This is a genomic window from Curtanaerobium respiraculi, assembly GCF_024609215.1.
Taxonomy (GTDB): domain Bacteria; phylum Actinomycetota; class Coriobacteriia; order Coriobacteriales; family Eggerthellaceae; genus Curtanaerobium; species Curtanaerobium respiraculi.
Window position 1 is genome coordinate 45,632 of record NZ_JANIPD030000034.1, and the last position, 13,132, is coordinate 58,763.

Annotated in this window: 12 protein-coding genes, 1 other RNA gene and 1 riboswitch; of the genes, 1 reads left to right on the plus strand and 12 read right to left on the minus strand. The window is 66.4% G+C overall.

Going from position 1 to position 13,132, the window contains the following annotated elements; genetic code table 11:
• Nucleotides 1–40: 40 nt before the first annotated feature.
• From NOV21_RS08035 to rnpB, 8 genes are all read right to left on the minus strand, one after another.
• Nucleotides 41–2,059 carry a methionine--tRNA ligase gene (locus tag NOV21_RS08035; protein ID WP_428978392.1) on the minus strand — a complete coding sequence of 673 codons (2,019 nt, stop codon included), beginning with the start codon at nucleotides 2,057–2,059 and terminating at the stop codon, nucleotides 41–43.
• Complete coding sequence (gene sppA / locus NOV21_RS08040; RefSeq protein WP_283170540.1) at nucleotides 2,043–3,065, minus strand: signal peptide peptidase SppA; 1,023 nt, start codon at nucleotides 3,063–3,065, stop codon at nucleotides 2,043–2,045. The genes NOV21_RS08035 and sppA overlap by 17 nt, the downstream gene beginning before the upstream one ends.
• Nucleotides 3,066–3,074: 9 nt before the next feature.
• A complete protein-coding gene (rho, locus tag NOV21_RS08045; RefSeq protein WP_283170541.1) occupies nucleotides 3,075–4,745 on the minus strand; it encodes a transcription termination factor Rho in 1,671 nt (556 codons plus the stop codon).
• Nucleotide 4,746: 1 nt separating this feature from the next.
• On the minus strand, nucleotides 4,747–5,433 hold the full coding sequence (locus NOV21_RS08050; RefSeq protein ID WP_283170542.1) for a transaldolase family protein: 687 nt from the start codon (nucleotides 5,431–5,433) through the stop codon (nucleotides 4,747–4,749).
• A gap of 410 nt (nucleotides 5,434–5,843) precedes the next feature.
• Nucleotides 5,844–6,638 (minus strand): bifunctional hydroxymethylpyrimidine kinase/phosphomethylpyrimidine kinase, encoded by a 795-nt coding sequence (thiD, locus tag NOV21_RS08055; protein ID WP_283170543.1) that lies wholly within the window; start codon nucleotides 6,636–6,638, stop codon nucleotides 5,844–5,846.
• Nucleotides 6,639–6,659: 21 nt separating this feature from the next.
• Nucleotides 6,660–7,301, minus strand: a complete 642-nt coding sequence (thiE, locus tag NOV21_RS08060; protein ID WP_283170544.1) for a thiamine phosphate synthase — start codon at nucleotides 7,299–7,301, stop codon at nucleotides 6,660–6,662.
• On the minus strand, nucleotides 7,294–8,598 hold the full coding sequence (gene thiC / locus NOV21_RS08065; RefSeq protein WP_283170545.1) for a phosphomethylpyrimidine synthase ThiC: 1,305 nt from the start codon (nucleotides 8,596–8,598) through the stop codon (nucleotides 7,294–7,296). Before thiC ends, thiE begins: the two co-directional genes overlap by 8 nt.
• A riboswitch (TPP riboswitch) is annotated at nucleotides 8,588–8,692 on the minus strand. Its footprint overlaps the gene before it by 11 nt.
• A 203-nt stretch (nucleotides 8,693–8,895) precedes the next feature.
• Nucleotides 8,896–9,239, minus strand: an RNA gene (gene rnpB, locus NOV21_RS08070) — RNase P RNA component class A.
• Between the two features lie 85 nt (nucleotides 9,240–9,324).
• On the opposite strand from rnpB, the gene NOV21_RS08075 reads away from it, so the two are divergent.
• The gene (locus NOV21_RS08075) at nucleotides 9,325–9,990 is read left to right on the plus strand and encodes a thiamine diphosphokinase (protein ID WP_283170546.1); all 666 of its coding nucleotides are present in this window, start codon (nucleotides 9,325–9,327) and stop codon (nucleotides 9,988–9,990) included.
• Between the two features lie 336 nt (nucleotides 9,991–10,326).
• Here NOV21_RS08075 and NOV21_RS08080 read toward each other — a convergent pair whose 3' ends face one another.
• The 4 genes from NOV21_RS08080 to NOV21_RS08095 all read right to left on the minus strand — a co-directional run bounded on the left by NOV21_RS08080 (nucleotide 10,327) and on the right by NOV21_RS08095 (nucleotide 13,124).
• Nucleotides 10,327–11,103 carry a DivIVA domain-containing protein gene (locus NOV21_RS08080; RefSeq protein ID WP_283170547.1) on the minus strand — a complete coding sequence of 259 codons (777 nt, stop codon included), beginning with the start codon at nucleotides 11,101–11,103 and terminating at the stop codon, nucleotides 10,327–10,329.
• A 41-nt stretch (nucleotides 11,104–11,144) separates the two neighbouring features.
• Nucleotides 11,145–11,402 carry a YggT family protein gene (locus tag NOV21_RS08085; protein ID WP_283170548.1) on the minus strand — a complete coding sequence of 86 codons (258 nt, stop codon included), beginning with the start codon at nucleotides 11,400–11,402 and terminating at the stop codon, nucleotides 11,145–11,147.
• Nucleotides 11,403–11,439: 37 nt separating this feature from the next.
• Nucleotides 11,440–12,351 carry a cell division protein SepF gene (locus NOV21_RS08090; protein ID WP_283170549.1) on the minus strand — a complete coding sequence of 304 codons (912 nt, stop codon included), beginning with the start codon at nucleotides 12,349–12,351 and terminating at the stop codon, nucleotides 11,440–11,442.
• Between the two features lie 86 nt (nucleotides 12,352–12,437).
• Nucleotides 12,438–13,124 (minus strand): YggS family pyridoxal phosphate-dependent enzyme, encoded by a 687-nt coding sequence (locus tag NOV21_RS08095; protein WP_283170550.1) that lies wholly within the window; start codon nucleotides 13,122–13,124, stop codon nucleotides 12,438–12,440.
• Nucleotides 13,125–13,132 lie beyond the last annotated feature (8 nt).

Here is a 13,132-nt window from a genome sequence, read left to right on the forward strand (position 1 = left end):
TAACTATACCCCCGCCCCTTCGCGAGGGCAAACCCTTCCATCACTTCTTCAACTGCGAGGGATGCGGGCGGAAGAAGTCGGCTTTGGGGGGAAGCTCGAGCACCAGATGGCGCCCCTCCCCCAGCTCGGCGGCGCCGCAAAGCTCGTCCATGCTCTCGAAGTCGTAGTTCCAGCTGAAGAATTCCGCGAAGTCGAAATTGAGGTAATCGCAGATCTTCTCGGTCCCTTGGGGCACCACCGGATGCATGAGCAGCGTCGCGATGCGGAGCAGGTAGAAGCTGTCGACCAGCACCTGGCGGCGAAGCGCCTCGTCCTCGTCGTTCTGCGCGCGGCGTATCCCATCGCTCCACCACTTGTTCGCATAGCGGATGAAATCGTCCATGAGCGACATGATCGAATGCAGCTCGACCCTGTGCATGAAGCGTTCGTAGCGGGACATGGTGCCGAGCGCGCGGTCGCGCACCTCGGGCGTGACCGCGCCCAGGGGCATGAAGCAGTCGAAATTGTTCTTCGCCTCGTACAGGCAGCTGCGCGCCAGGCGGTTGAACACGCGCGTGAGCAGCGCGCCTTCCTTCAGCACCGGATCGGAGACGCGCGCATCGGCGCGCTTCGCGGGGTCGGGCTCGAACGCCTTCGGCTTGAACCCGACCGCGCGCTGGTCCAACCCCAGCGCGAGCCAGTGGGCTCGCAGCTGCTCCACGGTATAGAAGTCGAGCAGCTCGTCGGCGGTCGGCGGCTTGCACTCGCTCGACGAGCTCGCCTTCTTGCTGCCGAAGAGCATGTGGTAGTTGGCGACCAGATTGGTTTGGCGCAGGTCGGAACCGGAGGGCTCGAGATCGCGATTGCCCCCCTCCTGCATCGCGGCCCACAGCGCGGGCTGCGCCACACCGTAGAAGTAGATGTTGTCCTGCCCGATGAACTGGTAGACCTCGGCATCGTCGTCGCACCAGAACCGACGCCATTCCTCGCGCGGCAGGCCGCGGGCGTCGTTGGCGGCGATGGTGAACGATATCGGGGCCCACAGGCTCTCCGGCCAGCACCACACCGTCAGCCCGCTGGTGCCGTCCATCTCGGGCGCCTTCACGCCCCAGGAGATGTTCCCCGTGATGCGGAACGGGACGAGCGCCTTGCCCGTGCGGAAGCGGATGCCCGCCGCCGCGAGGACGTCGCGCGCGTCATCGCGCGCGTCGATGTCCGGGAATTCGAGCTCGAAGCTCTGCTTGCCGCCCTCGGCCGGGCGGAAGGCATGCTCGGGCAGGCGGTCCCTCACGCCCAGGTACGCGTCGTGGAGATCGTTCTTCACGAAGATGATCGGCGGCACGAGGAATTCCTCGATCGTCTCGGTGACGACGGCGCGCACGTCGGGGTCCCGCTCCTCCAGCTTCACCCAGTCGCGCAGGTAGTCCGCGAAGTCCGGCAAGTCGAAGTACCAATTCTGCACCGGGCGCATCTCCGGCACGCTGCCGGTGACCGACGACCGCGGCGATATGAGGTCGCGCGGGTCGTACTGGTGGCCCAGATCGCATTCGTCGGCGTATGCCTTCTCGCTCTTGCACCCCTGCACGGGGCAGCGCCCGACCACCTGGCGCCCGTTCAAGAACGTTTTGGCTTCGGGGTCGTAGAATTGCAGGGTCTCGCGCTTATGCAGGTGCCCGCTCTCGTGCAGGCGCCTCAGCACTTCGTTGGTGACCGCCTGATGCACCTCGCCCGCATGCCCGATGCCGCTGCCCTCGTATATGTCGAGGCTGATCCCGTATGCGTCGAGGGTCGCCTTCTGCGCGTCGTGGTTGCGTTGGACGTAGTCGGCAATGGTCCCCTCGAAACCCCCCGCCTCGACGAGCTTGCGGTACCCCTCGTCGATCGGCGACCCGAAGCAGTCGGTGCCCGACACGAACCGCACGTTGTCCGCGCCGATGCGGTCGCGCAGGAAGCGGGCGAAGCAGTCGGCGGGGACGAACACGCCGCCGACGTGGCCGAAGTGGAGCGGCTTGTTCCCGTAGGGCATGCCCGCCGTCACGACGGCGCGATGCGGCCATTCCACGTTATTGGACGATTCCATCGCCATGGTTGAGCTCCTTCAATGCTTTCGCCAGCTGGTCGACGCTTATGCCGCCCGAATTGCTCGAGGAGGACAGCAGGTCGAGGAGGTCCGACAGGCCGTGCGATTCGATCTTGAGCGTGGTGACCGGCACGTCATCGGTGCTCGCGCCCGCAAGCTCCGCCGCTTTAGCCTCGGCGTCCTCGAGCGTGCCGATCTCGTCGATCAGGCCGTTTTGAACCGCCTGCACGCCGGTGAACGGAAGGCCTGTGGCAAGCGCCGTCACCTGCTCGACGGACATGCGGCGGCCTTGGACGACGTTGTCGATGAACACCTGGTTGATCTGGTTCACCATATCCTGGTAATAGGCGCGCTCCTCGTCGGTGAGGGGCCGGGTTCCGTAGCTGGAATCCTTGTTGGGGCTGCTGGTGATGTTGGTCATCTGCACGCCGAGCAGCTCGAGCAGGCCCGAGTAGTCGATGGTCTGCATGGCCGTGCCGATGCAGCCCGTCTCGGTCGATTTCGCCGCGAAGATGTAATCCGCCTGCGAGCTGATCTCGTACGCGGCGCTGGCGTTGATGCTCGCGCAGCTCACCACGATGGGCTTGCTGAAATCGCGCACGTACTGGGCCATCTCCTCGCCGGCGGTCGCCGTGCCGCCGCCGGAGTTCACGCGCAGCACCACGGCGACGATGTTCTCGTCCCCCTCTGCCTCATCGAGCAGCGACTTCAACCCCTCGGGGCTGCATGAGCTGCCGTCGTACTTGATCGTGCCGTCCAGATTGATGACCGCCACCGTTCCCGGCTTGGCGACGCGCATATCCCCGCCGCCGCTCATCAGCGCCTGGGTGCACGAGCTGACGGAGAACGCAAGGAGGGCGATGATCGCGACGATGACGAGCGCGACGATCCACCCGCGCTTCTTCTTGGGTCGGGCGGGTTGCGCCGGCTGCGGATACGGGGGCTGCGCTTGCTGCCATGCATTGTAGGGCGGTTGCGGGGCATCGTAGGGCGTGTTCTCTGCCATGGATTCCCCCTACAATTCGAAGTTGTCGTCGGAACGGCGGTTCTGCGCCTTCTTGGCCGTGCGCAGCAGGAATTCCGCGTTGGTTTCCGTCTGCTTCAGCGATTTGATGAGCATGTCCATTGCGCGCTCGGTGTTGTTCATGTTCGCCAGAATGCGGCGGACGGCCCATATGAGCGGGGCTTCCTGGGGGTTGAGCAGCAGATCCTCCTTGCGCGTGCCGCTTGCCACCGGGTCGATGGCCGGATATATGCGGCGGTCGGCGAGGTTGCGGTCGAGCTTGAGCTCCATGTTGCCCGTGCCCTTGAACTCCTCGAAGATGACCTCGTCCATCTTCGAGCCGGTGTCGATGAGGGCCGAAGCCAATATGGTGAGGCTGCCGCCGCCCTCGATGTTGCGGGCAGCGCCCAAAAAGCGCTTGGGCGGATACAGCGCGGTGGAATCCACGCCGCCGGAGAGGATGCGCCCGCTCGCGGGCTGCGCGAGGTTGTACGCGCGCGCCAAGCGGGTGATGCTGTCGAGCAGTATGACGACGTCCTTGCCCTCTTCCACGAGGCGCTTCGCACGCTCGATCACCATCTCCGCCACGGCGATGTGGTTGTCGGATGGCATGTCGAAGGTTGAGCTTACCACCTCGCCCTTCACGCTGCGCTCCATGTCGGTGACCTCTTCGGGGCGCTCGTCCACGAGCAGGCACATGAGATGCACCTCGGGGTTGTTGGCGGCGATGCTCGCGGCGATCTGCTTGAGGACCGTGGTCTTGCCCGCCTTCGGGGGCGAGACGATCAGCCCGCGCTGGCCCTTGCCGATGGGGGCGGCGAGGTCGATCACGCGCGAGGTGATGCTCTGGCGGCCGTGCTCCATGATCAGGCGCTCGTCGGGGTAGACCGGCATGAGATCCTTGAAATGCGGCCGGCGGAACGACTCTTCGACGGGCTTGCCGTTCACCGAGGCGATGCGCTGGAGCGCGCCGAACTTCTCGTTGTTGCGCGGCGGGCGGGTCGTGCCGGACACCATGTCGCCCTTGCGCAGCCCGCTGCGGCGGATCATCGCCGTGCCCACGTACACGTCGTGCTCGCCGGGCAGGTATCCCTCCGTGCGCAAGAATCCGTACCCGTCGGATAGGATGTCGAGGACGCCGGAGACCTCGACGAAACCCTCCTTCTTGACCTCGGCATCGTACACCGCCTGGATCAAGTCCGCTTTGAGCAGGCCCTTGGTGTCGATGTCGAGCTCTTTGGCCTTCTCGCGCAGCTCGACGACCTTCAGCGCGGCGAGCTCGTCCTTGGTGACGCTGGGCGAAACCTCGCGGTTGCGGCCGTTGCGGTCATGGCGGTTGCGGTTCTTCCCGCGGTTGCGGTCCTTTCCACCGGGGCCGGCTTGGGCGGTGGAATCCTGCCGCTGCGTGCCCTGCTGCTTGGGCTGCACGCGGCGGCGGCGCACCTTCGTGGCGGTCTCGCGCGCGGCATCGCCCGCCGTCCTCTGCTCGCCGTCGTTGTCGGCTGCGGGCTTCGGCTCGGCATCGTCCCCGGCAGCAGTCTTCGCTCGGGAGCGCCGCGGCTCCGCGGGGGCCTCCGCCGCGGCATCGACCTTGGTTTCGGGCGCCGGCTTCGCCTTGCGCGCGCGGGGTGTACGGCACTTCGGCTTCTCCTCAACCATCAAGGCTTCTTCGTTCTCGGCCATGCTAGGCACCCTGCACTTTCTCCCAGTCCTTCATGAAACTTGCCAACCCCTGATCGGTCAGGGGATGCTTTACCATTTTCTTCAGCACGCCGAAGGGCACCGTCGCGATGTCGGCGCCCATGAGCGCGCATTGCGCGACGTGGTGGGCGCTGCGGATGCTGGCGGCGATGACCTCCACCCGCTCTCCCCCCACCGTGCTGGCCGTGAAATCGTAGTTGGCGATGGCGTCGACGATGTCGTTCGCCTGAGCCAGGCCGTCTTCGCTGATATCGTCGAAGCGCCCGATGAAGGGGCTGATGTAGCGCGCGCCCGCCCGCGCGGCGAGGATCGCCTGGGGAACGCTGAAGCACAGCGTCATGTTCACGCGGATGCCCTCGTTCGCCAGCGTGCGCGTTGCGGCGAGGCCCTCCACCATCGTGGGAACCTTCACCACGACGTTGGGGGCGATCGCCGAAAGCCGGCGGCCGTCCTCGACGATGCCCGCGCGGTCCATGGCGACGCTCTCCGCCGAAACCGGGCAATCCGAGCCGACGATGTCGCAGATGCGCTTGATGTGGGCTTCGAAATCGGGCAGCTTGCCGCCGATGCGCGCGTAGAGCGTCGGATTGGTGGTCACGCCGGCGATGGCGCCCCAGCTTGCCGCCTCTTCGATCTCGGCCAAGTCGGCGGTGTCCAGGAAAAATTTCACGGAAAGATTCCTCCTCACAAGGAAATGCAGAATGCGCATGGACGGAACGTGATACGAGCGCATTCTCAAAGGGGAAGTGTTTGGAAACGGCTCCCCGCCGGGGAAACCGTGTTCATCGTAGCAAACGGCAGGCCATGCGCAAGGTGCATTCACATATTTCCCCAAAGAGCACCGTTTGCAGCGACGTATATAGTATTGCGGTACTACTCCTGCACGAAGACGCGCCCTGGGCGCATACATACCGAGGGCGCGAGTCGCTTACCTGCGATAACGACTATCGAAGCGACTGCGAACGCTTCTTTGCAGCACAGCGTGGGCGGCGTGCGGAATGGCCGGGGAGCGCCCCGACGCGACGGGGCGGCGATGCCGAACCGCACCCCGCCCCCGTCGACCTGCGATTTCCCCCACGTCTAGCGGTATTCCCACATATGGTCGAGCGGGCCGCTGCCGCGGCCCATGCCCGGGTCGCTCTCCAGCGCACCCGAAAGGTAGGACTTCGCCTTGCTGACGCTCGCCTGCATGTCGAATCCGCGCGCGAGCCCGCAGGCGATGGCGCTGGACAGCGTGCAGCCCGTCCCATGCGTGTTCGACGTGGCGACGCGCTTGCGGCGCAGCCACACCTCGCGGCCGTGCTCGGTGAGCAGCAGGTCATCGGCGCAATCCGCAAGGTGTCCGCCCTTGACCAGGACCCATTTCCCACGTCCCATCAGCGTTTGGATGGCCTGGGCGGCGGCTGACATGTCCTTTTGCGCCTCCACCCGGCGCCCCGAAAGGACGGCGGCCTCGGGGATGTTCGGGGTAACGATGTCCGCCACGGGCAGCAGCTCGTCCACGACGGCCTGCACGGCGGCGTCGGCCATCAGCGACGACCCCGAGGTGGCGACCATGACGGGGTCGAGCACGACGTTCTCCGCCTCGACATCGCGCAGCGTGCGCGCGACGGCACGCGCGATGTCGGCGTTGCCGACCATGCCGATCTTCACGGCAGCGGGCCGGATGTCGTCGAACACCGCTTCGATCTGCTGCGAGACGAACGCCGGGTCCAGATATGCCACGGCGAGCACGCCCAGGGTGTTCTGCGCGGTCACCGCGGTGATGGCCGTCTCCCCGTAGAGCTTATGGGCGGCGATGGTCTTCAGGTCGGCCTGTATGCCGGCACCGCCCGACGAATCGGAACCGGCGATGGAAAGTACGGAGGGAATCATAGCGCATGCTCCTTTTCTCGGTTAGAACACAGTATCGCACACCGCGCGCAACTCGGCTGCGGCGGCCCCGCAATCATCCGCCGCGAATATCGCCGAGACGACCGCGGCGCCCGACGCCCCCAGTCCCTTGATCCGGGGAAGATTGCCGGCGTTCAAGCCGCCGATGCACACGACGGGGATGGACACCGACCGGCAGATCTCGGCGAAGCGCCCAGCCGTGAGCAGATCGCCGGCGTCAAGCTTCGTCGTCGTGCCGAACAGCGCGCCCACGCCCAGATAGTCGGCCCCGGCCGCTTCGGCGGCCTGCGCTTCCGCGACCGTTTGGGCGGAAACGCCGATGATGGCGTCGGGCCCCAGGGTCCGACGCGCGGATGCGCACCCCTCGTCGCTCTGGCCCACGTGCACGCCGTCGCAGCCCACCTCGCGAGCGGCCTGCACATCGTCGTCGATGACGAACGGCACGCCGGCCGCCTCGCAGATCGGCTTGATCTCACGCGCGAGGGCGACGATCCTCTCCTGCCCGGCGTCCTTCTCGCGGAGCTGCACGAACGTGCACCCGCCTTCGATAGCCTGCCGCACGCATTCGGGCAGCGTGCGCCCGCCGAGCCAAGCGCTGTCCGTGACAGCGTAGCACAGCAGGTCCTCCGGAACGAACTTATGCATGGCTGCCCCCCAATTTCGCCTCGAGCCGATCGAGGGCACGGTTCATCGTGCGGACCGCGCACATCTCGCCGCACATCGTGCACGTCCCCTCCTCGGCGGGCGGGGCGCTCTCGAAGTATGCGCGCGGCTTGACGGGATCGAGGGCGACCGCGAACATCGCCTCCCAATCCATCGCGTGTCGGGCGTCCGCCATCGCGTCATCAGCATTGCGTGCGCCGGGCACGCCTTTGGCGATGTCCGCCGCATGGGCGGCGATCTTGGTGGCGACCACGCCCTCGCGCACGTCATCCTCGTCGGGCAGGCGCAGATGCTCGGCCGGGGTGACGTAGCAGAGGAAGTCGGCGCCCGCCGCCGCCGCGATCGCCCCGCCGATGGCGCTCGTGATATGGTCGTAGCCGGGGGCGATATCGGTCACCAGGGGGCCCAGCACGTAGAACGGCGCGCCGTGGCACAGGCGCTTCTCCATCTTCATGTTCGCGGCGATCTCGTCCATGGCCATGTGGCCCGGCCCCTCCACCATCACCTGGACGCCGGCATCCCATGCGCGTTGCGTGAGCGCGCCAATCTCCACCAGCTCGGAGATCTGGCCGGCGTCGCTCGAATCGGCCAAGCAGCCGGGGCGCATGGCATCGCCGAGGGAGATGGTCACGTCATGTTCGTGCAGTATCTCCAGCAGCTCGTCGTAGTGCTCGAAGAAGGGATTCTCGTTGCCCGTCAGCTCCATCCAGGCGAAGATGAGCGACCCTCCCCTGCTGACGATGCTCATCTTCCTGCCGCCGCGCAAGAAGGCCTCCACGGTGCGGCGGTTGATGCCCGCGTGGATGGTCGCGAAATCGACGCCATCCTCGGCGTGCGCCCGCACCACGCGCATGAAATCCTGCCAGGTGATGTCCTCCAGGGGCTTCTCCAAATATCCGATGGCATCGTACATCGGCACGGTGCCGATCATCGCGGGGGACTTCGCCACCAGCTCGCTGCGGAAGGGGTGCGTCTTGCCGCAGTTCGACAGATCCATGATCGATTCCGCACCGTAGCGCAGCGCGCATTCCACCTTGCGCCATTCCAGGGGAAGGTCGGCGATGTCGCCGGAGATCCCCAGGTTCACGTTGACTTTCGTGCGCAGCCCCTCTCCCACGCCCTCCGCCGAGAGCGCCCGGTGGTGCACGTTTGCCGGTATCGCGATGCGCCCGCGCGCCACGCGCTCGCGGATCCATTCGGGATCGCGGCCCTCCTTTTCGGCCACGAGCTTCATTTCCGGGGTGATTTCGCCGGCACGCGCCGCATCCATCTGCGTCATGCATACTCCCTTCGCTGGCATTACCCATACAGGTTCATCGGGTCGGGGCGAAACGCCCCCTCTCAGCCACCGCGCGGCTCCCCGGTCGATCCATATTACACCAACGGTCGCACCTCGTTTCGAATCAGGGGAACTGCGAGGGCAAATCGGGCATGATGAATGGTTCCGGCGGGCACGCGAAACCCCATCGGAGATACGGGTTGGCCCGAGCCGGCGCCGCGGCGTATCAAATGCCCCCTGTGCTGCGGGAATCGGCCGCATCGCCGCAGGGAAGCCGCTAGCGGGGCGGAGAAGACGGGAGGGAGCGGGCGTGTAAGCCGGGTTCTGTCGTCGAAGACAACCATTTATCTAGGACGCGCATCGCTGCGCGTCTCGAGCGCGCAACCCGAACGCGCGGCGGGCCACCGCATGGCGCTCCTATTTGCGCTTGCTTCGGATGGGGTTTGCCAAGCCATGCCGTTGCCGGCATGCTGGTGCGCTCTTACCGCACCGTTTCAGCTTTTCCGCGCGAGGCGGAGTCTTCTTTTCTGCGGCACTGATCCATCGGGTCGCCCCGTCCAGCCGTTAGCTGGCATCCTGCCCTGCGAAGCCCGGACTTTCCTCACGCCGCCTTCGCGGCCCGCGGTTGTCCCGCCCGCTCCGAGGGAGTATTGTAGCAGACTGCCCGCGCATGTGCCGGGCGGCCGAAAAGCCGGGAGCTTCGCCATATTCGAAGGGAGGGCGCCGATGGGCACCTGTGCGCTCGTGGGGGCGGTCGATTTCAACGTCGGGCATTTCCGCTCGCAGCGGCCCGACTACGTCATCGCCGTCGACCGAGGATACGCCCAGCTCAAAGCAGCCGGCATCGAACCCGATGCCGTCGTGGGCGACTTCGATTCGCTCGGCTTCGTGCCCGATGCCTCGAACGTGGCCGTCTTCCCCGCGGAGAAGGACGAAAGCGACATGGAGCTCGCCTGCCGCAAGGGGCTTGCCCATGCGGACGAGCTGTTGCTGTACGGATGCCTGTCCGCCCGCCTGGACCATACCATCGCCAACGTGCAGCTCATGAGCGGACTCGCGCAGGCGGGCGTCCGCGTCTTCGGAATCGGCGACGCATTCGCGCTGGCCGCGATCGCAGGGGGCGCGGCACCCGGCGAGCTGCGTTTCGCGGAGATCCCGCCCGAGGAGCTCATCGGCCCCTATGCAAACTTCGTCAGCGTGTTCGCCCACGGCGGGACCGCGCGCGACGTGTGCGAGAAGGGCCTGAAATACGCCTTCGAGCACGAGGACGTGCCCGATACGGTCAGCCGCGGCCTCAGCAACGAGTTCGCCGCCTCCCCCGCCTCCATCACCGTCGGCGCGGGAACCCTCCTGATCACCTTCCCGCTGGAGGCGTGGGGCGCCCTGCTCTGAGTCGGCGGGGTGCGCCGATCCCGTCGATCCGCAACCCCACGGGCGCGCTTCGTGCACGAAGCCCCGCGCTCCCGGCCCGCATCAGGGCAAACCGGCTGGACGCGAGCGCGAAAACGCCCGGAGGGGAAAGCCTTCCGGGCGCGCGATGCAAGGGATCGAGCTCGGGGAGCTGCGCCGCGTTGGGGAAGCGCTGATGAATTCCGCCTTGGCCGGGGACGGCGGGCTGAGTGCCAGGGCGGCGAAAGCCGAGCGGGCGCAGGCGTGCGCGAACGGGGATCGAGCCGCTCCGGCGCCAGCATGCCGTCCCTGGGCCGGCGGAATCCGTCAGCGGTTCCCCTAGTCGACGTCGTCGAATTCGAAGCCGTCGTCGGTGTCGCCGAAGCCGCTGAAGTCCTTCTCGGGCTTGCTGGGCTTAGGCGCGGTGGGAGCCACCACCACCGGGGAGACGGTAGGCGTGGTGTAGGTCGCCGCGACGGCTGCCGCCGAGGGAGCGCCCGAGGTCTCGGGCGATTCCGCCGCAGTGCGCGCGGAGGGCAGGCGGTGGCTGCCGCGGGAGCGGTTCCCCTTGCCGGCCTCCAAGTCGCTGAGCAGGTCCTTCGAACTCGCCACGAATTCGTTGAGCATCTCGGTGAACTGGTCGCGGACGCCCTCGCGGTCGTCCTCGAGCTTCTTGATCTGGTCGAGCACGCGCTGCTTCTCGGCATTGGCCTTGTCGAGGATGCGCTGCGCCTCGGCCATGGCGTCCTGGCGGGTGGTCTCCGCGGCGCCGTTGGCGTTTGCGATGACCTCGTCGGCGGAGCGCTGGGCGACGATAAGCGCCTGCGAGATGGCGCTGTCGTCGGCGCGGCGGTCGGCGAGCTTCACCTCGAGCTCGCGGATGCGGGCATCGCGCTCCTCGATGTCGGCGCGGGAGTAGCCCTCGTCGCCGGAGGAAAGCGCCGCGGGCGCGCTTTGGGACGAACGGAGCTGGTCGGAAAGGTCGGCCACTTGAGCGTTCAGCTCGTCAAGCGAAGCCGCAACCTGCTCCAGGAAAACATCGACCTCGTCAACGTTGTAGCCCTTGCGGTCGATCGAGAAACTTTGATTGTTGACGTCTTCAGCAGTGAGTGCCATTGGTTTTCCCTTCGTACGATAACTTCAACGGCATGCGCCGATTAGAGCAGGCGGACAATGAAAGACACGGCTAATTGTAGTACAACCAGCGCGATGATGGGCGTTATATCCACTGCTCCTCCAATAGGGGGGATCAGCTTCTTGAACAGGTTGAGGTACGGCTCGCAGATGGCACGGAAGAAATTCGCGATGTCGGCGAGCACCCCCTGCCTGTTCATGGGAATCCACGTGAAAATGCAGTAGATGACGATGCAGAGGGAATAGAGGTTCCCCAATTCCAATATGAGTCGGGAGAGCATCGAGGTTTCCTGTTCTATCGGGGGCACGCGGACGCCACTACATGACGCCCTTCGTGCGGAGATCGGCGATCTCCTGGTCGGACAAGGGTGCGGTGCGCGTGATGGCGAACACCTGGTCGGCGATGCAGTCGACGCTGGCATCCAAGGCGCTGGCCACGCCGAAGGAGAAGTCGAGCACGCGCTTCGAGAGCTGGTTGCCGGTATTACGGAGGTTCAGGACCATGGCGTCCCCCGCCTTCAAGCCGCGGGACACGGCCTCCACCTCGCTGTAGGCCGTGGGCGATATGACGGTGATGCGGCGCGTGGGAGCGTGCCTCGGCGAGCCCGCGCCCTCGTACGCCTGGTACGGGTCGTATCCGCCACGGGCGGGATGGGTTCCCTGCCCCACGCTGGAAGCGGGCGTGGGATCGGCGGGCTCTGCGGCATCGGCGGAGGGCTCGAAGAGCGAGCCGTACCCGTTGCGGCGCCCTTCGGCGGACGTGGGCTCGGCCACGCCCAGGCCGCGGTCGATCTCGGCCCCAGAGCGCTTGTAGTCGCTCGCGCGGAGCGCGGTCGCGCGGCCCGCGTTGCTGCGGCGGCGCGGCGGCAGGGGATCGCGGTTGAGCGAATCCGGCACGCGCGTGCTGTTCTTCACGTCGTCGATGTTGACCAGCGGGGGATGCGCCTTGCCCGCTCGGCGCTCGTTCAGGCTGGTCGATGCCTGGTCGGTGTAGCTGCTGCGGCGCGAGCGGTTGGAGCCCGCGGTCCGCGTGGTCACGGTATCGTAACGGTCGTAGCCCTGCGCGGGACGGTCGTCGTAGTAGTCGTCGTATTCGTCGTAGTCCTGCGCATATTCGTCGTATTCGTCCGCATAGCGGTCATCGTAGGCGTCCTGGCCGCCCAATCCCAGCTTGTTCTTGAGGCCGTCGAGCATCCCGCCGCCCTGTTTGTTGGAAAGAGATAGTGCCATGGGTTCCTGCCTTTGCTTTTCATTTCGCGCCCCTGCGCGCAGCCGCTCAACCCCGCATTCCCGACCGGGGAACGGCCACCCGCAAATCAGGCGAATTCCTCGCTGAAGATAGCGCGCCCAATGCGCACTATGGTAGCGCCCTGCCGGATGGCGCACCGCCAGTCCTCGCTCATGCCCATAGAAAGTTCAGAGAGGGGCGCCGTGCCGCGGGGCCGCGCATTCGAGAGCGAATCGCGGAGACGGCGCAGATCGGAGAAGCACTCCTCGGCGATCCTCAGATCCCCCTGCGGGGCCATGGTCATGAGGCCGCAAACGCGGATATGGGGGTACGCCGCCGCAGCGGCCAGCAGCTCGGGAGCGCGCTCGGGGGCCACGCCCCCCTTGCTCTCCTCCCCCGACACGTTCACTTCGAGCAGGATATCCTGCACTTTGCCCGCGGCCTGCGCCGCGGCGTCGATCCGCGGAAGGTGGTGCTCCTCGAAAACGGAATGCATCAGCGAGGCGCAGGGGACGATATCGCCGATGCGCCGGCTTTGGATGTTGCCGATGAAGTGCCATCGGACCCGGGGATACGCCGTGTGGGCGGCCATGATCCGGTCGGGGCGGTTCTCGGCGAGATCGTGCGCGCCCGCCTGAATCGCCTGCGCTATCGCTGCGATCTCGACGGTCTTCGACACCGCCGCCAGCGTGACCTCGTGCGGATCGCGCCCCGCCTCGTGGCATGCCGCCGCGACTTCTGCGGAGACGCGCTCGTATTGCTCTGCGATGGACATGATGCTTG

Excerpts from the sequence above, each read along its gene's own strand:
- NOV21_RS08035 (WP_428978392.1), bottom strand. The coding sequence starts at position 2,059 with ATGGAATCGTCCAATAACGTGGAATGGCCGCATCGCGCCGTCGTGACG.
- sppA (WP_283170540.1), bottom strand. The coding sequence starts at position 3,065 with ATGGCAGAGAACACGCCCTACGATGCCCCGCAACCGCCCTACAATGCA.
- rho (WP_283170541.1), bottom strand. The coding sequence starts at position 4,745 with ATGGCCGAGAACGAAGAAGCCTTGATGGTTGAGGAGAAGCCGAAGTGC.
- thiD (WP_283170543.1), bottom strand. The coding sequence starts at position 6,638 with ATGATTCCCTCCGTACTTTCCATCGCCGGTTCCGATTCGTCGGGCGGT.
- thiE (WP_283170544.1), bottom strand. The coding sequence starts at position 7,301 with ATGCATAAGTTCGTTCCGGAGGACCTGCTGTGCTACGCTGTCACGGAC.
- thiC (WP_283170545.1), bottom strand. The coding sequence starts at position 8,598 with ATGACGCAGATGGATGCGGCGCGTGCCGGCGAAATCACCCCGGAAATG.
- NOV21_RS08075 (WP_283170546.1), top strand. The coding sequence starts at position 9,325 with ATGGGCACCTGTGCGCTCGTGGGGGCGGTCGATTTCAACGTCGGGCAT.
- NOV21_RS08080 (WP_283170547.1), bottom strand. The coding sequence starts at position 11,103 with ATGGCACTCACTGCTGAAGACGTCAACAATCAAAGTTTCTCGATCGAC.
- NOV21_RS08085 (WP_283170548.1), bottom strand. The coding sequence starts at position 11,402 with ATGCTCTCCCGACTCATATTGGAATTGGGGAACCTCTATTCCCTCTGC.
- NOV21_RS08090 (WP_283170549.1), bottom strand. The coding sequence starts at position 12,351 with ATGGCACTATCTCTTTCCAACAAACAGGGCGGCGGGATGCTCGACGGC.
- NOV21_RS08095 (WP_283170550.1), bottom strand. The coding sequence starts at position 13,124 with ATGTCCATCGCAGAGCAATACGAGCGCGTCTCCGCAGAAGTCGCGGCG.